25 protein-coding genes and 1 riboswitch are annotated in these 20,899 nt (G+C 70.3%); of the genes, 7 read left to right on the top strand and 18 right to left on the bottom strand.

Going from position 1 to position 20,899, the window contains the following annotated elements; translation table 11 throughout:
- Positions 1-10: 10 nt before the first annotated feature.
- From rlmH to FG99_RS27970, 4 genes are read right to left on the bottom strand one after another with little or no spacing between them, the layout of a single operon-like run.
- Positions 11-478, bottom strand: coding sequence for a 23S rRNA (pseudouridine(1915)-N(3))-methyltransferase RlmH (gene rlmH, locus FG99_RS27985; protein WP_009617293.1), 468 nt, complete (start codon positions 476-478; stop codon positions 11-13).
- A 6-nt stretch (positions 479-484) separates the two neighbouring features.
- Entirely contained in the window at positions 485-838 is a 354-nt protein-coding gene (rsfS, locus tag FG99_RS27980) for a ribosome silencing factor (RefSeq protein WP_009617292.1), read from the bottom strand.
- Positions 839-849: 11 nt separating this feature from the next.
- Positions 850-1,512 carry a nicotinate-nucleotide adenylyltransferase gene (nadD, locus tag FG99_RS27975; protein ID WP_043273479.1) on the bottom strand — a complete coding sequence of 221 codons (663 nt, stop codon included), beginning with the start codon at positions 1,510-1,512 and terminating at the stop codon, positions 850-852.
- Entirely contained in the window at positions 1,512-2,777 is a 1,266-nt protein-coding gene (locus tag FG99_RS27970; protein WP_043273478.1) for a glutamate-5-semialdehyde dehydrogenase, read from the bottom strand. The genes nadD and FG99_RS27970 overlap by 1 nt, the downstream gene beginning before the upstream one ends.
- 318 nt (positions 2,778-3,095) lie before the next feature.
- Between FG99_RS27970 and FG99_RS27965 the strand changes: the two genes are divergently transcribed.
- Positions 3,096-4,322: an alpha/beta fold hydrolase gene (locus FG99_RS27965; protein ID WP_043273476.1), complete on the top strand. Its 1,227-nt coding sequence runs from the start codon at positions 3,096-3,098 to the stop codon at positions 4,320-4,322.
- 155 nt (positions 4,323-4,477) lie between these two features.
- On the opposite strand, the gene FG99_RS27960 is transcribed toward FG99_RS27965, so the two are convergent.
- Complete coding sequence (locus FG99_RS27960; RefSeq protein ID WP_043273474.1) at positions 4,478-5,332, bottom strand: class I SAM-dependent methyltransferase; 855 nt, start codon at positions 5,330-5,332, stop codon at positions 4,478-4,480.
- 63 nt (positions 5,333-5,395) lie between these two features.
- On the opposite strand from FG99_RS27960, the gene FG99_RS27955 reads away from it, so the two are divergent.
- The gene (locus tag FG99_RS27955; protein ID WP_043273473.1) at positions 5,396-6,115 is read left to right on the top strand and encodes a DNA-3-methyladenine glycosylase; all 720 of its coding nucleotides are present in this window, start codon (positions 5,396-5,398) and stop codon (positions 6,113-6,115) included.
- Positions 6,112-7,425 carry a bifunctional DedA family/phosphatase PAP2 family protein gene (locus tag FG99_RS27950; protein ID WP_043273471.1) on the top strand — a complete coding sequence of 438 codons (1,314 nt, stop codon included), beginning with the start codon at positions 6,112-6,114 and terminating at the stop codon, positions 7,423-7,425. The genes FG99_RS27955 and FG99_RS27950 overlap by 4 nt, the downstream gene beginning before the upstream one ends.
- A 3-nt stretch (positions 7,426-7,428) precedes the next feature.
- On the opposite strand, the gene FG99_RS27945 is transcribed toward FG99_RS27950, so the two are convergent.
- A complete protein-coding gene (locus tag FG99_RS27945) occupies positions 7,429-8,331 on the bottom strand; it encodes a LysR family transcriptional regulator (RefSeq protein WP_043273469.1) in 903 nt (300 codons plus the stop codon).
- A gap of 103 nt (positions 8,332-8,434) precedes the next feature.
- Here FG99_RS27945 and FG99_RS27940 point away from each other — a divergent pair, with 103 nt between their 5' ends.
- Both FG99_RS27940 and FG99_RS27935 read left to right on the top strand, forming a co-directional pair.
- Positions 8,435-8,728 carry a putative quinol monooxygenase gene (locus tag FG99_RS27940; RefSeq protein ID WP_043273468.1) on the top strand — a complete coding sequence of 98 codons (294 nt, stop codon included), beginning with the start codon at positions 8,435-8,437 and terminating at the stop codon, positions 8,726-8,728.
- A 9-nt stretch (positions 8,729-8,737) separates the two neighbouring features.
- Positions 8,738-9,751 carry a zinc-binding alcohol dehydrogenase family protein gene (locus tag FG99_RS27935; RefSeq protein WP_043273467.1) on the top strand — a complete coding sequence of 338 codons (1,014 nt, stop codon included), beginning with the start codon at positions 8,738-8,740 and terminating at the stop codon, positions 9,749-9,751.
- A 637-nt stretch (positions 9,752-10,388) separates the two neighbouring features.
- Here the strand turns inward: FG99_RS27935 and FG99_RS27930 are convergent.
- From FG99_RS27930 to nrdR, 12 genes are all read right to left on the bottom strand, one after another.
- Complete coding sequence (locus FG99_RS27930) at positions 10,389-11,189, bottom strand: cobalamin-binding protein (RefSeq protein WP_051879322.1); 801 nt, start codon at positions 11,187-11,189, stop codon at positions 10,389-10,391.
- Entirely contained in the window at positions 11,189-11,605 is a 417-nt protein-coding gene (locus FG99_RS27925; RefSeq protein ID WP_043273466.1) for a hypothetical protein, read from the bottom strand. Before FG99_RS27925 ends, FG99_RS27930 begins: the two co-directional genes overlap by 1 nt.
- On the bottom strand, positions 11,602-12,225 hold the full coding sequence (gene ribA / locus FG99_RS27920) for a GTP cyclohydrolase II (RefSeq protein ID WP_043273465.1): 624 nt from the start codon (positions 12,223-12,225) through the stop codon (positions 11,602-11,604). The genes FG99_RS27925 and ribA overlap by 4 nt, the downstream gene beginning before the upstream one ends.
- 262 nt (positions 12,226-12,487) lie before the next feature.
- Entirely contained in the window at positions 12,488-13,135 is a 648-nt protein-coding gene (locus FG99_RS27915; RefSeq protein ID WP_009617275.1) for a retropepsin-like aspartic protease family protein, read from the bottom strand.
- Positions 13,136-13,234: 99 nt separating this feature from the next.
- Positions 13,235-13,750: a phosphatidylglycerophosphatase A family protein gene (locus FG99_RS27910; RefSeq protein WP_043273464.1), complete on the bottom strand. Its 516-nt coding sequence runs from the start codon at positions 13,748-13,750 to the stop codon at positions 13,235-13,237.
- Between the two features lie 5 nt (positions 13,751-13,755).
- Entirely contained in the window at positions 13,756-14,715 is a 960-nt protein-coding gene (gene thiL / locus FG99_RS27905; protein WP_043273462.1) for a thiamine-phosphate kinase, read from the bottom strand.
- A 14-nt stretch (positions 14,716-14,729) separates the two neighbouring features.
- Complete coding sequence (gene nusB / locus FG99_RS27900; RefSeq protein ID WP_043273460.1) at positions 14,730-15,209, bottom strand: transcription antitermination factor NusB; 480 nt, start codon at positions 15,207-15,209, stop codon at positions 14,730-14,732.
- Positions 15,206-15,682, bottom strand: a complete 477-nt coding sequence (gene ribE, locus FG99_RS27895; protein ID WP_043273459.1) for a 6,7-dimethyl-8-ribityllumazine synthase — start codon at positions 15,680-15,682, stop codon at positions 15,206-15,208. The genes nusB and ribE overlap by 4 nt, the downstream gene beginning before the upstream one ends.
- 100 nt (positions 15,683-15,782) lie before the next feature.
- Complete coding sequence (ribBA, locus tag FG99_RS27890; RefSeq protein ID WP_009617266.1) at positions 15,783-16,877, bottom strand: bifunctional 3,4-dihydroxy-2-butanone-4-phosphate synthase/GTP cyclohydrolase II; 1,095 nt, start codon at positions 16,875-16,877, stop codon at positions 15,783-15,785.
- A gap of 14 nt (positions 16,878-16,891) precedes the next feature.
- Complete coding sequence (locus tag FG99_RS27885; RefSeq protein WP_043273458.1) at positions 16,892-17,554, bottom strand: riboflavin synthase; 663 nt, start codon at positions 17,552-17,554, stop codon at positions 16,892-16,894.
- Positions 17,555-17,730: 176 nt separating this feature from the next.
- Positions 17,731-17,896, bottom strand: a riboswitch (FMN riboswitch).
- Between the two features lie 114 nt (positions 17,897-18,010).
- Positions 18,011-19,111 carry a bifunctional diaminohydroxyphosphoribosylaminopyrimidine deaminase/5-amino-6-(5-phosphoribosylamino)uracil reductase RibD gene (gene ribD, locus FG99_RS27880; RefSeq protein WP_043273457.1) on the bottom strand — a complete coding sequence of 367 codons (1,101 nt, stop codon included), beginning with the start codon at positions 19,109-19,111 and terminating at the stop codon, positions 18,011-18,013.
- Complete coding sequence (gene nrdR, locus FG99_RS27875) at positions 19,108-19,572, bottom strand: transcriptional regulator NrdR (RefSeq protein ID WP_024128042.1); 465 nt, start codon at positions 19,570-19,572, stop codon at positions 19,108-19,110. Before nrdR ends, ribD begins: the two co-directional genes overlap by 4 nt.
- Before the next feature lie 163 nt (positions 19,573-19,735).
- On the opposite strand from nrdR, the gene FG99_RS27870 reads away from it, so the two are divergent.
- Positions 19,736-20,182: a YbaY family lipoprotein gene (locus FG99_RS27870; RefSeq protein ID WP_043273456.1), complete on the top strand. Its 447-nt coding sequence runs from the start codon at positions 19,736-19,738 to the stop codon at positions 20,180-20,182.
- Positions 20,179-20,838, top strand: coding sequence for a class I SAM-dependent methyltransferase (locus FG99_RS27865; RefSeq protein WP_043273455.1), 660 nt, complete (start codon positions 20,179-20,181; stop codon positions 20,836-20,838). The genes FG99_RS27870 and FG99_RS27865 overlap by 4 nt, the downstream gene beginning before the upstream one ends.
- Positions 20,839-20,899 lie beyond the last annotated feature (61 nt).

The following is a 20,899-nucleotide window of genomic DNA, read 5'->3' as shown; positions in this document are numbered from 1 at the left end:
ACGGCTACGACTACTTGTGGTAGGGGTGCCCGGACAGCACCGTCCAGGCGCGGTAGATCTGCTCGCCCACCAGGATGCGCACCAGCGGGTGCGGCAACGTCAGCGGCGACAGCGACCAGCGCTGTTCGCTGCGCGCACAGACCTCCGGCGCCAGCCCTTCCGGGCCGCCGACCATGAGGTTGACGGTGCGTGCGTCCAGGCGCCAGCGATCCAGCTCGGCGGCCAGTTGCGGGGTGCTCCAGGGCTTGCCTTCGACTTCCAGGGTCACCACCCGTTCACCGGGCTGCACCTTGGCCAGCATGGCTTCGCCTTCCTGGCGGATCAGCCGCGCCACGTCGGCGTTCTTGCCGCGCGTGTTCAGCGGGATCTCCACCAGTTCCAGGGACAGCTCCGAGGGCAGGCGCTTGACGTACTCCTGCCAGCCCTCCTCGACCCAGCGCGGCATGCGCGAGCCGACCGCGATCAGACGCAGGCGCAAGGGCGCTTACTCGCCGCTGTGATGGGCGCGGCTCTGTTCGGCGCCGAGCCAGAGGCGCTCCAGGTCGTAGAACTGGCGGGTGGCCGGCTGCATGACGTGGACCACGACGTTGCCCAGGTCGATCAGCACCCACTCGCCGCCTTCCTGGCCTTCGCTGCCGATCGGCTTGACGCCCTGTTCCTTGACCTTCTCCAGGACGTTGTCGGCCAGCGACTTGACCTGGCGGCTGGAGGAGCCGGAGGCGATGACCATGACGTCGGTGATGCTGGTCTTGTCGCGTACGTCGAGGACGGTGATGTCCTGCGCTTTCATGTCTTCCAGAGCGGCGACGGCCAGCTCGACCAGTTGTTCGGTTTGCATTGAATGACTCTCTAGTTTGCCAGGGACGCGCGGTACAGCCCGTGCGCCTCGATGTAGTTCAATACCGCGTCCGGCACCAGGAAGCGCGGCGAGCGCCCCTGCGCCAGCAGGGCGCGGATCTGGGTGGCCGACACCGCCAGGGGCGTCTGCCAGATGAAAGTGACCTGCCCGGCCGGCCCGGCGAGGGCGTTGGGGTCGGCCATGCTACGCGCCGCCAGCAGATCGCGCAGGGCTTCCGGCGCTTCCACGTCAGCATCCGGGCGCTGCAGCACCAGCATGTGGCAGTGCTGCAGCAGTTCGTCCCAGCGGTGCCAGGTGGGTAGGCCGCAGAAAGCGTCCCAGCCGACCATCAGGAACAGCTGCGCCTCGCTCCCCAACTCCGCGCGCAGCGATTCCAGGGTGTCGATGGTGTAGGACGGCTTGTCGCGGGCCAGTTCGCGGGCATCCACCGTCAGGGGCGCGACGCCGGCCACCGCCAGCTCGACCATGGCCAGGCGCTGCTGCGCCGAGACCTGCGGCGTCTCGCGGTGCGGCGGGCGCGCCGCCGGCAACAGGCGCAGCTCGTCGAGCCCCAGCAGTTCGGCGGTCTCCAGCGCACTGCGCAGGTGCCCGATGTGCACCGGATCGAAGGTGCCGCCGAAGAGGCCGATCCGCCGCGGGCGTTGCTTGCCCATCAGGTGCGCACGTGCCCGTCGCCGAAGACCACGTACTTCTCACTGGTCAGGCCTTCCAGGCCGACCGGGCCGCGGGCGTGCAGCTTGTCGGTGGAAATGCCGATCTCCGCCCCCAGGCCATACTCGAAGCCGTCGGCGAAGCGCGTCGAGGCGTTGACCATGACCGAAGCCGAGTCCACCTCGGCGAGGAAGCGCCGGGCGTTGCTGAAGCTCTCGCTGACGATGGCGTCGGTGTGCTGCGAGCCGTAGGTGTTGATGTGCTCGATGGCGCTGTCCAGGTCGTCGACGATGCGGATCGACAGGATCGGCGCGTTGTACTCGGTGCGCCAGTCTTCCTCGGTCGCCTCCAGCACGTCGCTGCCCAGCAGCGCGCGGGTGGCGGCGTCGCCGCGCAGCTCCACGCCCTTGTCGCGGTAGATGGCGGCCAGCGGCGGCAGCACGCGCGCGGCGATGGCCTGGTGCACCAGCAGGGTTTCCATGGTGTTGCACGGCGCGTAGCGCTGGGTCTTGGCGTTGTCGGCGATGCGGATGGCCTTGTCGAGGTCGGCCGACTCGTCGATGAACACGTGGCAGATGCCGTCCAGGTGCTTGATCACCGGCACCTTGGCCTCGCGGCTGATGCGCTCGATCAGCCCCTTGCCGCCGCGCGGGACTATCACGTCGACGTACTCGGGCATGCTGATCAGCGCGCCCACGGCGGCGCGGTCAGTGGTCTCGACCACCTGCACGGCGCTCGCCGGCAGGCCGGCCGCGGCCAGGCCTGCCTGGATGCAACGGGCGATGGCCTGGTTGGAATGGATGGCCTCGGAGCCGCCGCGCAGGATGGTGGCGTTGCCCGATTTCAGGCACAGGCTGGCGGCGTCGATGGTCACGTTCGGCCGCGACTCGTAGATGATCCCGACCACGCCCAGGGGCACGCGCATCTTGCCGATCTGGATGCCCGAGGGCACGAAGCGCATGTCGCGGATCTCGCCGATGGGGTCCGGCAGCTTGGCCACCTGGCGCAGGCCCTCAATCATGTCGTCGATGCGCGCCGGGGTCAGCGCCAGGCGGTCGAGCATGGCTGGCTCCAGGCCATTGGCCCGGCCGGCGGCCAGGTCCTGCTCGTTGGCGTGGGCGAGCTGCTCGCGGGCAGCGTCCAGGGCATCGGCGGCAGCCAGCAGGGCGGCGTTCTTCTGCGCGGTGGAGGCCCGCGCGAGCACGCGCGAGGCTTCACGGGCGGCGCGGCCCAGGCGGCTCATATAGTCGAGGACGGACTCGGTCATGGTTCGTACGCGTCTGCGTGAGGGAAATGCGCGATTATAGCGACCCCGCCTGCGCCCGCCCAGCCACAGCAGCCAGCCGGTAGACAGGGCGTCCCACCGGCGCGCCGGTAACGCCGCCCGGGCGCCGCGGGCCGCGCCCCGGCCGCGGAACGGTGACACCCGCAACAGCGCGTTGCGATTTCCCCCGCCCGAAGGTTGGGTAAACAAAAGGCCGGCCTCTGTCTACCTTGGAGCCACCCCGCCGCGCACTGCCAGCCGTTCGCCATCCGGCACGCCAGGGAAGAACAACAAGAGGCGGAACACCGCCGGAGATTCGCCATGCGCTACCGCACCGACTACAGCGCCCAGGCCCTCACCGCCGCCCCGGCGGTGCTCGAACTGGACGGCTGGCAACTCCACTACCAGGCCTTCGCCCACCGCGCGGACGACCCGCGCCCGCCGGTGCTGCTGCTCGGCGGCGCCTTCCAGAGCTTCCGCTCCTTCGCCGGCGAAGTCAGCGAGCTGCTCGCCGAGCACCCGGTGATCCTCCTCGACCTGCCCAGCCAGGGCGGCAACCTGCAACTGGCGCCGCAGCTGAGCCTGGAGGACCTGGCCGACCTGATCGCCACCTTCGCCGAGGCATTGCGCCTGCCGCCGCTGATGCCCATCGGCCTGTCCTACGGCTCGGCCCTGGCCGCCCTCTTCGCCGCCCGCCACCCCGGGCGCTGCGCGCGCCTGCTGCTGGCCGGCATCACCGCCTTCGGCCGCCCCGGCGCCCGCGCCCTGCTGGAAGAAGCCCTGGCGCGCCTGGACCTGGGCCAGCACGAGCCCTTCGCCAACGGCGTGCTGACCGGCCTGGTCAACCCGCTGCGCCTGGCCGATACCGGCGTCTCCCCGGTGTTCCGCAAGGCCCTGCTGCGCCAGTTGCAGCGCCTGACACCGGCGGAAGTCGAACGCTACCGGCAGAACAGCCGGCGCCTGCTGGCCTTCGGCGGCTTCGAGCGCCACCCGCAATGCCCGGCCCTGGTGCTGGCCGGCGAATACGACCACTTCACCCAGCCCTGGGAACACGCCGAATTCGCCCTCGCCTGCGCCGACGCGCAGTTCGCCCTGATCCACGACGCCGACCACCTGGCCCAGTTCGAACGCCGCGGCGCCTGCGCCCGGCTGTACACACCCTTCCTCGACGGCCAGCCGCTGCCGCGCAACGCCGCCGGCAGCACGCGCTTCCAGCGCCAGCAACTGCCGCACCTGGAGCGCCGCTTCGAACCGCGCCTGGCGCCACCGCAACCCCGCGCCCTGCTGCGCCACGCCGACGGCGGGCAATGGCGCGCAGAACTGGTGGAAATCGGCTACTTCGGCGGCCTGGCCCACGCCGACCTGCCGCCGGAACTGCCGCAACGCGGCTGGCGCCTGACCATCCCCGGCGTGGAAGAACTGGACATCCTCCCGCTGCGCCGCACCACGGACGGCGTCGCCTTCATCTTCCCCCACGGCGATCCCCGCGCCAGCGCCAGCCTGGCGGAGCTGGTGGTGCCGTTGCAGCAAGGGGCCTGCGCGGCCTGAGGCAACGGAACGGCGTATAACCGCGAACGGTTATACGCCCTACGCCCAAACTCCCGTAGGGCGCATAACGCCCCGTAGGATGGGTGGAGCGAAGCGATACCCATCACCGTGACCGCATGGGTTTCGTAAACTCAACCCATCCTACGAAAAGCGCTTCAGGTGCGGGCTTCGATGACGCGCACCAGGCTCGGCATGCGCCCGCGCGGCAGGCACAACTCGGCGCCGTGCACCTGTGGATCGAGCACTTCCACGCCGGCGAAGCCGCAGCCGCGGAAGGCCGCGGCTATTTCCGCCTCGCTGCGGTAGTGCAGCGGGTAGCCGCCGCGGGTGAGCCGGCCGATCAGGCCGACGCCCCAGCGGATCTGCCGGTAGCGCGGGTGTTCGCGCAGGTCGGGGTAGAGTTCGGTGAGGTAGGTGGCCGCCGGGAAGTCGGCCAGGACCGCCGCCAGGCGCGTCCAGAAACCCTCGATCAGCGGGCGCTGGAAGTAGTTCACCAGGCCCTCGGTGATCACCACCACGGGGCGCTGGCGATCGAGCTGGGCGAAGAGCGCGGCCAGGGTGTGCGGGCCGGTCTCGGCGAGAATGTCCACGGAGTGCACCCGGTGCCTTTCGTCCAGCCAGCCTTGCCCTTGCAGCAGGGCCGACTTGCGCGCGGCCATGGGCGGCAGGTCCGCCTCCAGGTAGTCCAGCTGTGGGTAACGCTGGCGGAAGCGCCTGCCGCGCGGCGACAGGCCGCAGGCGATCTCCACCACCTGGGTGACGCCGCGCTGCTCGATGGCCTGGCGCAGGCGCGCGTCTATCAGCAGATGGCGCTGCAGCAGGAAGTCCTCGATGTTCAGCCCGAAGCCCAGGCGCGCGCCCCAGGCGATCGGCGCCACGCAGCCGTGCACCCAGCGCCCGAAGGCGGTGGCGAAGGCCGGCTCGGCGAGCTTGTGGCGGAACCAGACATAGCCGGTGTAGTGCGCACTGGGGGTGATGTGCGCGCTGTCGGCGCGGATGCGTTCAGCCATGATTCAGTCTCTTGTTGTTATCATCCGCCAGCCTAAGAGCGCCCTGGTACCCACGACAATCCCATGCCTGCCGATCCCATCCTTGGTTTGCCCTGGCCCGAAGCGCGGCCGCTGCCCCATTCCTTCTTCGACCGCGACGCCCTGCTGGTGGCGCGCCAGCTGCTGGGCAAGGTGATCCGTCACCGCGTCGGCGAGCTCTGGCTGTCCACGCGGATCATCGAGACCGAAGCCTATTACCTGGCCGAGAAAGGCAGCCACGCCTCGCTCGGCTACACCGAGAAGCGCAAGGCGCTGTTCCTCGACGGCGGGCACATCTACATGTACTACGCGCGCGGCGGCGACTCGCTGAACTTCAGCGCAGGCGGCGCCGGCAATGCCGTGCTGATCAAGTCCGGCCACCCGTGGATGGACCGCGTCAGCGGCGACGAGGCCCTGGCCCGCATGCGCCAGCTCAACCCCGCCGCCGATGGCAGCGAGCGCCCGCTGGGCAAGCTCTGCGCCGGCCAGACCCTGCTGTGCAAGGCCATGGGCCTCAAGGTGCCGGACTGGGACGCCAGGCAGTTCGACGTGCAGCGGCTGTTCGTCGACGACGTCGGCGACACCCCGGCCCAGGTCATCCAGACCACCCGCCTGGGCATCCCCCACGGCCGCGACGAGCACCTGATGTACCGCTTCGTCGACGCTGCCTTCGCGCCCTTCTGCACGCGAAACCCACTGCGCCGCGGCCAGGTCGAAGGCCGCGACTATTACCTGCTGGACAGCTCGGAAGCGCACCGCACATGAGCCTGGACCTGTTCAACCAATGGATCGCCGGCCACCCGCAGTGGCTGGGGCTGGTGGTCTTCCTCATCGCCTTCCTCGAATGCGCGGCGGTGGTCGGCCTGGTGCTGCCCGGCGTGGTGATGCTCTTCGCCGTGGCCGTGCTGGCCGGCGGCGGCGCCCTGGGCCTGGGGCAGACGCTGCTGCTGGCCTTCGCCGGCGGCCTGCTGGGCGACCTCTGCTCGTACTTCCTCGGCCGCCGCTTCCACCAGGACATCCGCCGCCTGCCGCTGCTGCGCCACCATCCGGAATGGCTGGCCGGCGCCGAAGGCTTCGTCGCCCGCTACGGCGTCACCAGCCTGCTGGTGGGCCGCTTCATCGGCGCCCTGCGGCCGTTCCTGCCACTGGTGGCGGGCATGCTCGACATGCCCTTCGGGCGCTTCCTGGCGGTCTCCATCCTGGCCGCCGCCGGCTGGTCGGTGGCCTACCTGCTGCCCGGCTGGACCACCGGCGCGGCCTTGCGCCTGCCACTGCCGGAAGGCTTCTGGCCGGAGATGGCGGTGGTCGCCGGCGGCCTGGCCGTGCTCGGCGGCGCCTTGATCCATGCCTGCCTGAAGCGGCGCCACGGCACCGCACTGATCGCCGCCGGGCTGAGCACCGCCCTGCTGCTGGGTATCCTGATCGGCTGGCCGCACCTGGATGCCCTCGACCACGGCCTGATGACGCTGATCCAGCAGGAACGCAGCCCGCTGCTGAACCACATCATGGTGGCGGTGACGCGCCTGGGCGACTTCCGCACCCAGGTGATCGTCGGCATCGTCGTCAGCGGCCTGCTGCTGGGCCTGGGCAAATGGCGCCACGCGCTGTTCGCCGGCGGCACCCTGCTGGCCACGGCGCTGCTCAACACCACCCTCAAGCACTTCTTCGGCCGCGCCCGCCCGGAGGTGATCGCCGACCCGCTGAGCGCCTTCAGCATGCCCAGCGGGCACAGCTCGGCGTCCTTCGCCTGCTTCCTGGTGCTCGGCGTGCTGGCCAGCCGCGAGGGCTCGCCGCGGGTGCGCCTGACCTGGCTGCTGCTGGCCATGCTGCCGGCCGCGTGGATTGCCGGCTCGCGCCTGTACCTGGGCGCGCACTGGCCCAGCGACGTGATCGCCGGCGCCCTGCTCGCCGCCGCCGTCTGCGCCGCCGCGCTCTGGGCCAGCCAACTGCGCCAGCCGCTGCCGGCCCTGCCCAAGCGCATCTGGTGGTGCCTGGTGCCGGTCCTGCTGCTGGTGTTCTCGGTCTCGGTCGGCTGGGATCTCAGCCACGCCGTGGCGCGCTACACCCCGCGCTGAGGCTCAGCGCCAGGGCGCGCCGCGCAGATGCTCGGCGCAGCGCTGCTGGACGAACTCGCGCAACAGCGTCACCGGCGGGCTCAGCTGCGCGCGGTGGGTGCAGAACAGGTTCAGCGGCGCCGCCTCGCCCCGGTGGTCGGCCAGGGCCACTTCCAGGCGCCCGGCGCGCACGTCGGCGGCCACGTCCAGCCAGGACTTGTAGACCAGCCCGCGCCCGGCCACCGCCCAGCGCCGCACCACGTCGGCGTCGTCGCTGACGCGGTCGCCGGCCACCTCGACCGTCTCGTCGCCGAAGCGCCAGCGTTCGTGCACACGGCCGCCGAGCATGTACAGCAGGCAGTTGTGCCGGGCCAGGTCCTGCGGCCGCTGCGGCCGGCCATGCAGGGCGAAGTAGGCCGGAGCGCCGCACAGCACGCGGCGGTTGTCCGGCGCCAGGGGCAGCGCCACCAGGCTGGAATCCGGCGGCTGGCCGAGGCGGATGGCCACGTCCACCGGCTGGCGGTAGAGGTCGGCCTGGCGGTCGCTGAGCAGCAGGCGCAGGACCAGCCGCGGGTGCTGCGCCTGGAACTCGTCGAGCCAGGGCAACAGCACGTTGCGCCCCAGGTCCGAGGGTGCCGAGACCTGCAACGGCCCGGCGATCTCGCTGCGCCCGCCGGCCAGCAGCTGGCGGCCCTCCTCCAGGCTCTGCAGCGAGGCCCGCGCATGGGCCAGGAACAGCTCGCCCTCGGCGGTCAGCCGCAGGCTGCGGGTGGAACGGGCGAACAGGCGCGCCTGCAGGGCGCCCTCCAGGCGCTTGAGCGCGGCGCTGGCCACCGCCGGCGACACCTCCAGTTCGCGGGCCGCGGCGGAGAGGCTGCCGCGCTCGGCGGTGCGGACGAACAGCTGGAGGTCGTCGAAACGCAGCATTTTCAATTTTCCTTTGAAAGAGACTTTCTTCCTACGCGGTTTTTCTTCACAACGAAAGAGCGGAGGATGCGCCCATCCCCCACTGCCGCAAGGAAGAGTCCCGATGAGCAGCCCCATTACCCTGATCGCCATCATCCGCGCCAAGCCCGGCCGCGCCGACGCCCTGCAGGCCCGCCTGGCCGAGCTGCGCGTGCCCTCGCGGGCCGAGCCCGGCTGCATCCAGTACGACCTGCACCGCGACCGCAAGGACGCCGACCTGATCTACATGATCGAGCAATGGCGCGACGAGGCGGCCCTCGCCGAGCACGAGGCCAGCGAGCACTTCCAGGCCTTCGTCGCGGCCAGCCGGGACGATCTGGACGAACTCGACATCCGCCTGATGAACCGCATCGACTGAGGAGCCGCCATGAAAGCCATCGGTTACACCCACAGCCGCCCGATCGACGCCGACGACGCCCTGCTCGACATCCAGCTGCCGGAGCCGACGCCCGGCCCGCGCGACCTGCTGGTGGAGGTCCGCGCCATTTCCGTCAACCCGGTGGACACCAAGGTGCGCCAGCGCACGGAGCCTGCGGCCGGCGAATACAAGGTGCTGGGTTGGGACGCCGCCGGCGTGGTCCGCGCAGTGGGCAGCGAGGTCAGCCTGTTCCGTCCCGGCGACGAGGTGTTCTACGCCGGCGACCTGACGCGCCCGGGCAGCAACGCCGAACTGCAGCTGGTGGACGAGCGCATCGTCGGCGCCAAGCCGGCCAGACTCGACTTCGCCCAGGCCGCGGCCCTGCCGCTGACCAGCATCACCGCCTGGGAACTGCTGTTCGAACGCCTGCAGATCGCCGAGGGCCCGGGCAGCGCCGGGCAGAGCCTGCTGATCGTCGGCGCCGCCGGCGGCGTGGGCTCCATCCTCGTCCAACTGGCCCGGCACCTGACCGGCGTGACCGTGATCGGCACGGCCTCGCGGGCGGAAACCCGGGAATGGGTCCGCGACCTCGGCGCCCACCACGTCATCGACCACGGCAAGCCGCTGAGCGAGGAACTGCAGCGCATCGGCATCGGCCAGGTGAGCCACGTGGCCAGCCTGACGCACACCGACAGCCACCTGCAGCAGATAGTCGCCAGCCTGCGCCCGCAGGGCCGCCTGGGCCTGATCGACGACCCGGCGAACCTGAACGTGAGCCTGCTCAAGCAGAAGAGCCTGTCGCTGCACTGGGAGTTCATGTACACCCGCTCGATGTTCCAGACCGACGACATGATCGAGCAGCACCGCCTGCTGCAGCGCGTGTCCAGCCTGGTCGACCAGGGCGTGCTGCGCACCACCCTGGGCGAGCACTTCGGCCGCATCGACGCCGCCAACCTGCGCCGCGCCCACGCGCTGCTGGAGAGCGGCAAGGCCAAGGGCAAGATCGTGCTGGAGGGGTTCTGAGCGGCGGGGAGGCACGGTACGCCGCCCCCACGCCATCCCCATGTAGGAGCACGCCCTGCGCGCGAATCGCGGGCAGGGCCCGTTCGCCGTGAGGCACGGCATTCCTCCCCCGTAGGAGCGGACCTTGTCCGCGATAGCCGGAGGTTTCGGCGCGATTCGCGGATAAGATCCGCTCCTACGCAACCCCACCCGCACCGTTCCCTTGTAGGAGCGCGCCCTGCGCGCGAAATCGCGGGCAGGGCCCGCTCCTACAGTCCGCCGGGAGGCACGGCATTCCTCCCCCGTAGGAGCGGACCTTGTCCGCGATAGCCGGAGGTTTCGGCGCGATTCGCGGATAAGATCCGCTCCTACGCTGCCCCACCCGCACCGTTCCCTTGTAGGAGCGCGCCCTGCGCGCGAAATCGCGGGCAGGGCCCGTTCGCCGGGAGGCACGGCATTCCTCTCCTGTAGGAGCGGACCTTGTCCGCGATTGCCGGACATACCGACGCAATTCGCGGATGAGGTCCTACGCTGCAGGCGAGCACAGCTTTTCGTAGGAGCGCGCCCTGCGCGCGATTTCGCGGGCAGGGCCCGCTCCTACAGGTTATGGGGAGGTACGGCATCCCGGCCGGCGGATAACCGCGAACGGTTATTCGCCCTACGGCTCGGCCTGGGCGAGCAGGCGGCAGAGTTTTTCGGTGGCGGCCAGCATGGCGTAGCTCGGCCGCTCCAGGTTGCGGTCGGGCAGCACCCACAGCTGATTCAGGCGCGTTGCGCTCAGTTGCTTCATGGCCCGCCATTGCGCCGCCTGTTCGGCATTGGGCGCCAATATCACTTGCGGATCGCGGGCCAGCACCGCTTCCATGCCCACCTGCGGCGCCGGCTGCTGCAGGTCGTCGAACAGGTTGCGCGCGCCGCAGACCTGCAGGGCGTCGCTGACCACCTGGCGTCCGCCCAGGGTGTACAGCGGGCGGTTCCATACCTGGTAGAACAGCCGCAGCGGGTGCTCGCGGGCGTACTGCCGGCGCAGTTCGGCGATGCGCTGGCGGAAGCTGGCGGCCAGGGCCGTGGCCTTGTCCTGGGCGTCGAGCAGCGCACCCAGCTCTTCCAGTTGGCTGGGGATATCCTCCAGCCGGTGCGGCTCGGCGACGTAGAGCTTCAGGCCCAGGCCCTTCAGCCGCGCCATCTGCGCATCGGGAATGCTGCCGGGCCAGACCAGCACCAGGTCCGGCCGCAGGCTCAGCAGGCGCTCCAGGTTCAGTTGCCCGTAGCGCCCCAGCGACGGCAGGGCCGCCAGTTGCGCCGGGCGTTCGTCGCCGTCGAGCACACCCACCAGGCGCGCGCCGGCGCCCAGTTCCAGGACGCTGTCGGTCATCGAGGGCGACAGGCTCACCACCCGCTGCGCCGCCAGTGCCGGCAGGCCTAGCGATAGCAGCAGGACGGCAACGAGCAGGCGCATCAGAGCAACTGGCGCGGCAGGCGGTACAGCCAGAGGATCAGCAGGCTGGTCAGCACGAGGAGGATCAGCGCCACGCCGGACAGGTCGGTGAAACACGCCAGCACGCCGATCCAGGCCGGCAGGCTGGCGCCGAGGACGCCGTTGCGCCAGGTGCGCGCCAGCTCCGCCCAGGCGGCGGGCTCTTCGGCCGTGTCACGGGCCTTGCCGGCGTCGATCAGGGCGAGCTTGTAGCGGCGGAACAGCGGCAGGGTGAAGTACATCGAGACCAGCGCGGCGACGTACAGCGGGGTGGCCAGCACGGCCAGGGCGTCGATCTCGAAGCCCCACAGCAGCAGCGCCAGCAGCGGCCCGAGGGCCAGGACCAGGTGCAGCCACCACAGACGCCCCAGGCGGCCGAACTCGGCGGCGCGGTTCACTGCGCCTCGATCTCCGCCTCGCCCTGGTGCAGCTCGCCGAGCATGTGCCCGAGCTTGCCGGCCTTGGTCGCCAGGTAGCGCTTGTTGTGCGGGTTCAGGCCCTTCTGCAGGGGCACGCGCTCGGCCACGGTGAGGCCGTAGCCTTCCAGCGCCTTGACCTTGCGCGGGTTGTTGGTCATCAGCTTCAGCGAGCAGACGCCCAGGTGCTGCAGCATCGGCAGGCACATGGCGTAATCGCGCTGGTCGGCGCCGAAGCCCAGCCTGAGGTTGGCTTCGACCGTGTCCGCACCTTCGTCCTGCAGGGCGTAGGCGCGGATCTTGTTCAGCAGGCCGATGCCACGGCCCTCCTGGCGCAGGTACAGCAGCACGCCGCGGCCTTCGCGGGCGATGGCCGAGAGCGCGCCTTCGAGCTGGAAGCCGCAGTCGCAGCGCAGGCTGAACAGGGCATCGCCGGTCAGGCATTCGGAATGCAGGCGACCGAGCACCGGCTGGCCGTCGTCGAGGGTGCCCATGGTCAGGGCGACATGTTCCTTGCCGGTTTCCTCGTCGAGGAAGCCATGCATGGTGAATTCGCCGAAGGGAGTGGGCAGCTTGGAGGCGGCGACGAACACGACGGACACCGGAAACTCCTGAAAGTCAGACAGTAGTAAGGAGCCGGCATTGTAACAGCAGTGCCGGGGCCGCCGTCATTGCGAAATCCGCAACTTGGCTATCGAAGCCATCGATGGATCGGCGATCTGGCAGAGTCCCTTCACGGCCTCGCGAGCTAGAGCAGAACAAGGCGGGAACAGGTTCGGAAGCGCAGTTCAGGCCGCTAAATGAGCATTTCGAACCTGTTCCCAACGCAGTTATGCCGACGCGCAGCAGGCTGTGGAGGGGCTCTCAGTGTTTGGACTGGATATACATCATCCCCTGCTCCTCCCGCCAACCGACGCGGTTGAGGAAGCTCATGCCCAGCAGGATCTCGGTGGGGAACTCGCCTTCCAGCACGCTGGCGTCGACGCCCAGCACCTCGATGCCGCCGAGCTTCACGCTGTTCAGGCTGATGCGCCAGCCCTTGACGGTGCCGCTGGCGGTGGAGGCGACCATGGGCTTGCCGACCACCCGGTAGTCGATGCCCAGGCGGCGCGCCTGGGCTTCGTTCATGGCCACCGTGGTGGCGCCGGTGTCGACCAGGAACTGGGCGTTCTGGCCGTTGATCGAGCCGGACACCCAGTAATGCCCGCCGGTGCCGCGGGCGATGCTCATTTCCTGTACCGGCGCCGGGGCCGAGTAGCCGCTGGCGTTGTATTCGCGGCTCAGTTCGTAGGTGCGTTCCACGCCCTCGACGCGCAGCACCGCCTTGTGCGCGTCGGCGCTGACCACCTGCACGCCCTGCGGCCCGGTCTCGCCCACGCGGAGGAACTTGCGCTGGCCGTCGATGTTGACCACCGCGGCGTTGGGGAACAGCCCCACCACCCACACCTGCGGGGCGGCGAGGGCCGCGCTGGCGGCAAGGGCGAGGCTCAGGGCGGGCAGCAGGCGCAGCATGATGGGGCTCCTTGTCGGCTGGCGCGAGGGTGGCGCCACGTTACACCGGCGCCGCTGCGCCGTCAGTGATGAAGTCGGCTGTTGTCAGGGCAGCTGTCGTCAGAGCAGCCAGGTGGCCCAGGCCCAGACCAGGCCCTGCATGGCCAGCCAGGCGAAGACCCCGGCGAGGACGTCGTCGAGCATGATGCCAACGCCGCCGTGCACGTGGCGGTCGACCCAGCGGATCGGCCAGGGCTTGAGGATGTCGAAGAAGCGGAACACCAGGAAGCCCGCCAGCAGCCACCACCAGCCCTCGGGCACCAGCCAGAGGGTGATCCACATGCCGACCATCTCGTCCCAGACGATGCCCTCGTGGTCGTGCACGCGCAGGTCATCGGCGACCCGGCCGCACAGCCAGAAGCCGAACAGCATGGTCAGCCCCAGCATCAGCCAGTAGCCCCAGTCCGGCAGCAGCTGCCACAGCGGGACGAAGGGGATGGCCACCAGCGAGCCCCAGGTGCCCGGCGCCTTGGGCAGGGTCCCGGAGCCGAAGCCGAAGGCCAGGAAATGCCAGGGGTTGCGCCAGACCGACGGCGGCACGGGCTGGGCGGGAGCTTGGTCGGGATGTTCGGGCACTGCGGTCACTCCGTGAAATGCAGGTAGCCGCCCTGGCGCGGCGTGATGTCGTGGCCGGCGCCTTCCAGCACGCGCACCCCGCTGCCGGCCTCGACGCGGCCGATGGCCGCCAGCTGCGGCCACTGCGCCTGCAGGGCCGGCAACTGCGCGGGCGGCAGGGTGAAGGCGATGACGTAGTCGTCGCCGGCGCCGAGCTTGGCCTGCAGCGCGCGCTCGGCGCCCAGCAGGCTTTCCAGCGGCGCGCTGGCCGGCAGGCGTTCGGCTTCGATGATCAAGGCCACGCCGGAGGCGCGGGCAATGTGGCCGCAGTCGGCGAGCAGGCCGTCGGACACGTCCAGCGCCGCCGTGGCGCGGCCGCGCAGGGCCAGGCCGAGGGCCAGTTGCGGCTGCGGCGCCCAGTAGCGCGCCAATAGCGGCTCGGCCACTTCGGGTTCGGCGGCAAGGCGGCCGAGCACCAGCTCCAGGGCGGCGCCGGCCTCGCCGACCGGGCCGCCGACGCAGAGCAGGTCGCCGGGGCGGGCGCCGCTGCGGGTCAGCGCCTGGCCGACGGGCACCTGGCCGAACACCGTGAGGGTCATGCTCAGCGGGCCGCGGGTGGTGTCGCCGCCGACCAGCGCCAGGCCGCAGGCCGCGGCCATGCGGTTCAGGCCCTGGGCGAAGGCTTCCAGCCAGGCCGGATCGGCTTCGGGCAGGGTCAGGGCGAGGGTGAAGGCCAGGGGCGCGGCACCCATGGCCGCCAGGTCGCTGGCGGAAACCGCCAGGGCGCGCTGGCCGAGCAGGAAGGGATCGCACAGCGCGGGGAAATGCACGCCGGCCACCAGGGTGTCGGTGGACACCGCCAGTTGCTGGCCGGCGGCCGGCGCCAGCAGGGCGCAGTCGTCGCCGATGCCCAGGGCCACGCCATCGGCCGCGGCCGCACAGGCGGCCGCGGCGAAATAGCGGCGGATCAGTTCGAACTCACCCATGCCTTGCGGCGGACTCAGCGCTTGGCGCCGCGCAGCTCGGCGGCGCGCAGACGCGGCGCCAGCTTGTCCAGCACACCGTTGACGAACTTGTGGCCGTCGGTGGCGCCGAAGGTCTTGGCCAGCTCGATGCCTTCGTTGATCACCACCTTGTAGGGCACGTCCAGGCGGTTGCGCAGCTCGTAGGTGGCCAGGCGCAGGATGGCCAGCTCGACCGGGTCGATCTCTTCCAGCGGGCGGTCCAGGCAGGGGGTGAATTCCTGGTCCAGCTCGGTCTTCAGGCGCGGCACGCCGTGGAGGATCTCGTGGAAGTAGGCGCCGTCGACGTCGCTGAAGTCGTTGTCGGTGCGGAAGGTCGCCTCGATCTCGTTCAGCGGCTGGCCGGCCATCTGCCAGGAGTACAGGGCCTGCACCGCGAGGCTGCGGGCCTTGCGGCGCATGGCGATCTTGTTGGGCTTGGCCGGCTTGGACGGAGCGCCGTTGTCGTTGCTGCTCACTTGGCCTCCAGCTGCGACAGCAGGCTCACCATTTCCAGGGCGGACAGCGCGGCCTCGGCGCCCTTGTTGCCGGCCTTGGTGCCGGAGCGCTCGATGGCCTGTTCGATGGAGTCGACGGTCAGCACGCCGAAGGCCACCGGCACGCCGAACTGCAGGGAAACCTGCGCCAGGCCCTTGGTGCACTCGCCGGCAACGTATTCGAAGTGCGGGGTGCCGCCGCGGATCACCGCGCCGAGGGCGATGATGGCGTCGAACTCGCCGCGCTGAGCGACTTTCTGGGTCACCAGGGGGATCTCGAAGGCACCCGGGGCGCGGATGATGGTGATGTCGCCTTCGGCGACGCCGTGGCGCACCAGCGCGTCGATGGCGCCTTGCACCAGGCTTTCCACCACGAAGCTGTTGAAGCGGCCAACCACCAGGGCGAAGCGGCCTTTGGGGGCGATGAAGGTACCTTCGATGGTCTTCAGTGTCATGGGCAGGTCTCGTTTCGTTAAAGAGCAGGAGCGTCGGCGACGCTCCGCGAAATTAGGCTAGAAGAACGGCGCCGCCGTGCCAGGGCACGGCGGCGCGGGTTCATTCGGCGGGCAGGTATTCTACAACTTCCAGGTCGAAACCGGATATCGCGTTGAAGCGCATCGGCGCCGACATCAGGCGCATCTTGCGCACGCCCAGGTCGCGGAGGATCTGCGAACCGGCGCCGACGGTGCTGTAGGTGGTGGTGGGCTTGGGCGCCGGCGCGCTGGCGGCGATCTCGCGCACGTGGGCCAGCAGGTCCTCGCCGCCGATCTGGTGGCCCAGCAGCAGCACCACGCCGCTGCCGGCCTCGGCCACCTTGGCCATGGCCGCGCGCAGGCTCCAGCGCCCGGCCTGGTTGACCATCAGCAGGTCGCGCAGCGGGTCCATGTTGTGCACGCGCACCAGGGTCGGCTCTTCCGCGCAGATCTCGCCCAGGGTCAGCGCCAGGTGCACCTCGCCCTCCACCGAGTCGCGGTAGGTGATCAGGTTGAACTGGCCCAGCTCGGTGTCCAGCGGCTGCTCGGCGAGGCGCTCGACGGTGCGCTCGTGGATCAGGCGGTAGTGGATCAGGTCGGCGATGGTGCCGATCTTGATGCCGTGCTGCTCGGCGAAGGCTTCCAGCTCCGGGCGGCGGGCCATGCTGCCGTCGTCGTTCATGATCTCGCAGATCACCCCGGAGGCCTCGAAGCCGCCCATGCGCGCCAGGTCGCAGGCCGCCTCGGTGTGGCCGGCGCGGGCCAGCACGCCGCCGGGCTGGGCCATCAGCGGGAAGATGTGGCCGGGGCTGACGATATCGGCGGCCACCGCTTCCTTCGCGGCGGCGGCCTGCACGGTGCGAGCGCGGTCGGCGGCGGAGATACCGGTGGTGACGCCTTCGGCGGCCTCGATGGAAACGGTGAACTTGGTGCCGAAGCCCGAGCCGTTGCGCTGCACCATCAGCGACAGGCCCAGGCGCTCGCAGCGCTCGCGGGTCATCGGCATGCAGATCAGGCCGCGGGCGTACTTGGCCATGAAGTTGATGTCTTCGGTGCGCACGCACTCGGCGGCCATGATCAGGTCGCCTTCGTTCTCGCGGTCCTCGTCATCCATGAGGATGACCATCTTGCCTTGGCGGATGTCTTCGACCAGTTCTTCGATGCTGTTGAGTGCCATCTGGGCAGCTCCTATCAATGCTTCATGAAGCCGTTTTCGGCCAGGAATGCTTCGGTGATGCCGCTGGCGGCGGGCTCGGCGGCCTTGTCGCCGAGCAGCAGGCGCTCCAGGTAGCGCGCCAGCAGGTCCACTTCCAGGTTCACCTGAAGACCGGGGCGGTAGTCGCCCATGATGGTCTCGAGCAGGGTGTGCGGGACTATGGTCAGCTCGAACTCGGCGCCATTCACCGCGTTGACCGTGAGGCTGGTGCCGTCGACGGTGATCGAGCCCTTCAGCGCGATGTACTTGGCCAGCTCGCGCGGGGCGCGCACGGTGAACTGGATGGCGCGGGCGTTATCCTCGCGCTTGACGATCTCGCCGACGCCGTCGACGTGGCCGCTGACCAGGTGGCCGCCCAGGCGGGTGGTGGGGGTCAGGGCCTTCTCCAGGTTGACGCGGCTGCCGACCTTGAGCTGGGCGAAGGCGGTGCGCGCCAGGGTCTCGCGGCTGACGTCGGCCCAGAAGCCGTCGCCGGGCAGCTCCACGGCGGTCAGGCAGATGCCGTTGACGGCGATGCTGTCGCCGAGCTTGACGTCGGCGAGGTCGAGCTTGCCGGTCTGCACGTAGAGACGCACGTCACCGCCCTTGGGGGTGATCGAGCGGATGCTGCCGATGGCTTCGATTATGCCGGTGAACATGGGGCCTCCCGGACGGCGCAATGCGGTTGCGCGCAGGCGTGCCGGCCGGCGCGAGCCAGCGCAGTGGAAACGAAGGGGTGGTGCATGGTGTTGGAACTCCTGTTTTGGGAAAAACAGGGCATACCGATCGAAGGGACACGACGCGCAGGCGTGCAGACGCACCTTGCGCAGGTTCATCCCGTTCTCTCTTCATCCGGACTGTTACCGTCGGCCCCGGGATCGCACCGGGTCTGCTGACCTTGCCGCTGCGGCGGTAAGCCGGTCGTGGCAAGCGCTCGCGGGCTCGACGCGTTGCGCGCCATCACCGCCGGTGGGGACTTGCACCCCGCCCTGAGAACGTCAATCGCGGCCGTTACAGCGTTGACCGCGTGTGGCGTTTTACCACAGGCCGGCGCAAGTCGGAAGGTTCAGTTTGCTCTCCCCCCGCATTCGCAGGGGGTAGCGCAGACAATTCCGTCAGACCGGCCGCGCCGTGACCAGCCAGTCGTCGCCCACGGCGCGGATGTCGGCGATCTTCAGTTCGCGCGCCTCGGCCATCTTCTCCAGCGGCAGCTCCAGCAGCGGGCGGGCGCTGGAGCCCAGTAGCTTGGGCGCAACGAATATTTGGTACTCGTCCACCAGCCCCAGTCGGGCGAAGGCCCCGGCCAGGCGCGGGCCGGCTTCCACCAGCACTTCGTTGGCGCCGCGCGCGCCCAGTTCGGCGAGCAGCTTCGCCAGGTCGACGTGGCCATCGGCGCCGGGCAGCACCAGCAGTTCGCGGCCCTCGGCGGCGAAACCGTCGCGTTCGGCGCAGCTGGCCACCAGCGCCGGGCCGGCCTGGTAGAAAGCAGCGTCGGTCGGCACCCGCAGGCGACCGTCCACCAGCACGCGCAGCGGCTGGCGCGCAGCGGCCAGGGCGGTCTGCTCGGCGTCCAGACCCAGCTCGTCGGGGCGCACGGTCAGGCGGGCAGCGTCCAGCAGCACCGTGTCGGCGCCGGAAAGCACCACGCTGGAGCGCGCCCGCAGGCGCTGCACGGCGCGGCGCGCGGCGGGGCCGGTGATCCACTGGCTCTCGCCGCTGGCCATGGCGGTGCGCCCGTCCAGGCTCATCGCCAGCTTGACGCGGACGAAGGGCAGGCCGGTCTCCATGCGCTTGATGAAGCCGGCGTTGATTTCCCGGGCCTCGGCCTCCAGCACGCCGCAGGCCACCTCGATGCCGGCCTCGGCCAGGCGCCGCAGCCCCTGCCCGGCGACCTGCGGGTTGGGGTCCTGCATGGCCGCCACCACGCGGGCGACGCCGGCCTTCACCAGGGCATCGGCGCAGGGCGGGGTGCGGCCGAAGTGGCTGCAGGGCTCCAGGGTGACGTAGGCGGTGGCGCCACGGGCGTTGTCGCCGGCCTGGCGCAGGGCGTGGACCTCGGCATGGGGCTCGCCGGCGCGGACGTGCCAGCCTTCGCCGATCACCACGCCGTCCTTGACCAGCACGCAGCCGACGCGGGGGTTGGGATGGGTGGAATACAGCCCCTTGCGCGCCAGTTCCAGCGCGCGGGCCATCCAGGCCTGGTCGACGGCGCTCATTCCTTGGACGGCTCCCGGGCCAGGCGCTCGATTTCCTCGCGGAACTCGTTGAGGTCCTGGAAGCGCCGGTACACCGAGGCGAAGCGGATGTAGGCCACCTCGTCGAGCTTCTGCAGCTCGGCCATCACCAGCTCGCCGAGCACCCGCGACTTCACCTCGCGCTCGCCGGTGGCGCGCAGCTTGTGCTTGATGTGGGCGATGGCCTCTTCCAGGCGCTCGACGCTGACCGGACGCTTCTCCAGCGCGCGCTGCATGCCGGCGCGCAGCTTGTCCTCGTCGAACGGCTGGCGGCTGCCGTCCTGCTTGATCAGCCGCGGCATGACCAGCTCGGCGGTCTCGAAGGTGGTGAAGCGCTCGCCGCAGGCCAGGCACTCGCGGCGGCGGCGGACCTGGTCGCCCTCGGCGACCAGGCGGGAATCGATGACTTTGGTGTCGTGGGCACCGCAGAAGGGACAATGCATGGCAGAGAATGGCCCTACGAAATGGTGGCCCATGGTACCCCATCCGCCCGGGCCCTTCGACCGGCCGTTCGACGAAACATCCGGCGCCGCGCTCCCCGAGACAAGCCGCAGGCTTTACGCTATACAGGCGCCGCCCTGGAAACCGCCGCGAGGGAAATCGCCCATGCCGCACCGCCTTCTCTGCCTGCTCGCCCTGGCCCTGCTGGCCGCCTGTTCGAGCAAGCAACCCGCTCCGCAGCCTCCCGCCGCCAGCGCCCCGGCCAAGGCCGTCGCGACGCCGCTGCCGGCCAACCTGCGCGAATTGTCCGGGGTGCTCACCAGCAGCCGCGGCGCCTTGCCCGATGGCGCCGAGGTGGAACTGGCCCTGTTGTTGATGGATGAACGCGACCGCCCGCAGCGCGCCCTGGCCAGCCTGGTACTGGTGGGCAACGGCGGCGCCCTGCCTTTCAGCCTGCGCTACGACCCCAGCGACTTCCCCAGCGGCGGGCGCATCGAACTGCATGCGCGGGTGGCGCAGAACGGCCAGTTGGCCTGGCGCCTGCGCCCGCTGACCATCGCTCCCGGGCAGTCCCGGGCCCTCGGCGAGCTGCGCCTGGAGCCGGCGCCGTGAAGGCCCCGCAGGACCTGCAGCAGGCCCTGGGCGAGCTGCTCGGCGACGCCCGCCTGGGCGCCGAGCGCCTGCCCGGCACCGACATCGCGCTGTGGCTGATCGATGCGCAGAACATGGACCGCCAGTTCAGCCCCGACGAGACCCGCCGCATCCTCGAAGAACCGCCCTACTGGTGCTTCTGCTGGGCCAGCGGCCTGGCCCTGGCGCGCTGGCTGGCCGAGCGCCCGCAGTGGGTGGCCGGCAAGCGCGTGCTGGACTTCGGCGCCGGCTCCGGCATCGCCGCCATCGCCGCGGCCAAGGCCGGCGCCGCCGAAGTGGTGGCCTGCGACCTCGACCCGCTGGCCCTGGCCGCCAGCCGCGCCAATGCCGAGCTGAACGGCGTACAGCTGAGCTATTCGGAAGACTTCTTCGGCGAGGAGGACCGCTACGACCTGATCCTAGTCGCCGACGTGCTCTACGACCGCGCCAACCTGCCGCTGCTCGACGCCTTCCTCGGCAAGGGCCGCGAGGCCCTGGTGGCCGACTCGCGGGTGCGCGACTTCCAGCACCCGCAGTACCGGCGCCTGGACATCCTCGACGCCTGCACCTGGCCGGACCTGGCCGAGCCCTACGAATTCCGCAAGGTCAGCCTGTATCACGCCAGCCGTCCCCTGTAGGAGCAACCGTCTGCGTCGAGGTGCTTTTCGTAGGATGGGTTGAGCTTGCGAAACCCATCGG

Origin of the sequence: Pseudomonas sp. AAC, assembly GCF_000725445.1 — a bacterium.
In the GTDB taxonomy this organism is placed as follows: Bacteria; Pseudomonadota; Gammaproteobacteria; order Pseudomonadales; family Pseudomonadaceae; genus Pseudomonas; species Pseudomonas citronellolis.
The sequence above is the reverse complement of the archived record's forward strand: the minus strand, read 5'-3'. Positions and strand labels throughout refer to the sequence as shown.

Excerpts from the sequence above, each read along its gene's own strand:
- ribBA (WP_009617266.1), bottom strand. The coding sequence starts at position 16,877 with ATGGCACTCAACAGCATCGAAGAACTGGTCGAAGACATCCGCCAAGGC.
- FG99_RS27940 (WP_043273468.1), top strand. The coding sequence starts at position 8,435 with ATGAGCAGCCCCATTACCCTGATCGCCATCATCCGCGCCAAGCCCGGC.
- FG99_RS27970 (WP_043273478.1), bottom strand. The coding sequence starts at position 2,777 with ATGACCGAGTCCGTCCTCGACTATATGAGCCGCCTGGGCCGCGCCGCC.
- rsfS (WP_009617292.1), bottom strand. The coding sequence starts at position 838 with ATGCAAACCGAACAACTGGTCGAGCTGGCCGTCGCCGCTCTGGAAGAC.
- nadD (WP_043273479.1), bottom strand. The coding sequence starts at position 1,512 with ATGGGCAAGCAACGCCCGCGGCGGATCGGCCTCTTCGGCGGCACCTTC.
- ribE (WP_043273459.1), bottom strand. The coding sequence starts at position 15,682 with ATGACACTGAAGACCATCGAAGGTACCTTCATCGCCCCCAAAGGCCGC.
- FG99_RS27965 (WP_043273476.1), top strand. The coding sequence starts at position 3,096 with ATGCGCTACCGCACCGACTACAGCGCCCAGGCCCTCACCGCCGCCCCG.
- FG99_RS27950 (WP_043273471.1), top strand. The coding sequence starts at position 6,112 with ATGAGCCTGGACCTGTTCAACCAATGGATCGCCGGCCACCCGCAGTGG.
- ribD (WP_043273457.1), bottom strand. The coding sequence starts at position 19,111 with ATGAGCGCCGTCGACCAGGCCTGGATGGCCCGCGCGCTGGAACTGGCG.
- FG99_RS27960 (WP_043273474.1), bottom strand. The coding sequence starts at position 5,332 with ATGGCTGAACGCATCCGCGCCGACAGCGCGCACATCACCCCCAGTGCG.
- thiL (WP_043273462.1), bottom strand. The coding sequence starts at position 14,715 with ATGGGTGAGTTCGAACTGATCCGCCGCTATTTCGCCGCGGCCGCCTGT.
- FG99_RS27915 (WP_009617275.1), bottom strand. The coding sequence starts at position 13,135 with ATGCTGCGCCTGCTGCCCGCCCTGAGCCTCGCCCTTGCCGCCAGCGCG.
- FG99_RS27885 (WP_043273458.1), bottom strand. The coding sequence starts at position 17,554 with ATGTTCACCGGCATAATCGAAGCCATCGGCAGCATCCGCTCGATCACC.
- FG99_RS27945 (WP_043273469.1), bottom strand. The coding sequence starts at position 8,331 with ATGCTGCGTTTCGACGACCTCCAGCTGTTCGTCCGCACCGCCGAGCGC.
- nrdR (WP_024128042.1), bottom strand. The coding sequence starts at position 19,572 with ATGCATTGTCCCTTCTGCGGTGCCCACGACACCAAAGTCATCGATTCC.
- FG99_RS27930 (WP_051879322.1), bottom strand. The coding sequence starts at position 11,189 with ATGCGCCTGCTCGTTGCCGTCCTGCTGCTATCGCTAGGCCTGCCGGCA.
- FG99_RS27870 (WP_043273456.1), top strand. The coding sequence starts at position 19,736 with ATGCCGCACCGCCTTCTCTGCCTGCTCGCCCTGGCCCTGCTGGCCGCC.
- FG99_RS27935 (WP_043273467.1), top strand. The coding sequence starts at position 8,738 with ATGAAAGCCATCGGTTACACCCACAGCCGCCCGATCGACGCCGACGAC.
- FG99_RS27955 (WP_043273473.1), top strand. The coding sequence starts at position 5,396 with ATGCCTGCCGATCCCATCCTTGGTTTGCCCTGGCCCGAAGCGCGGCCG.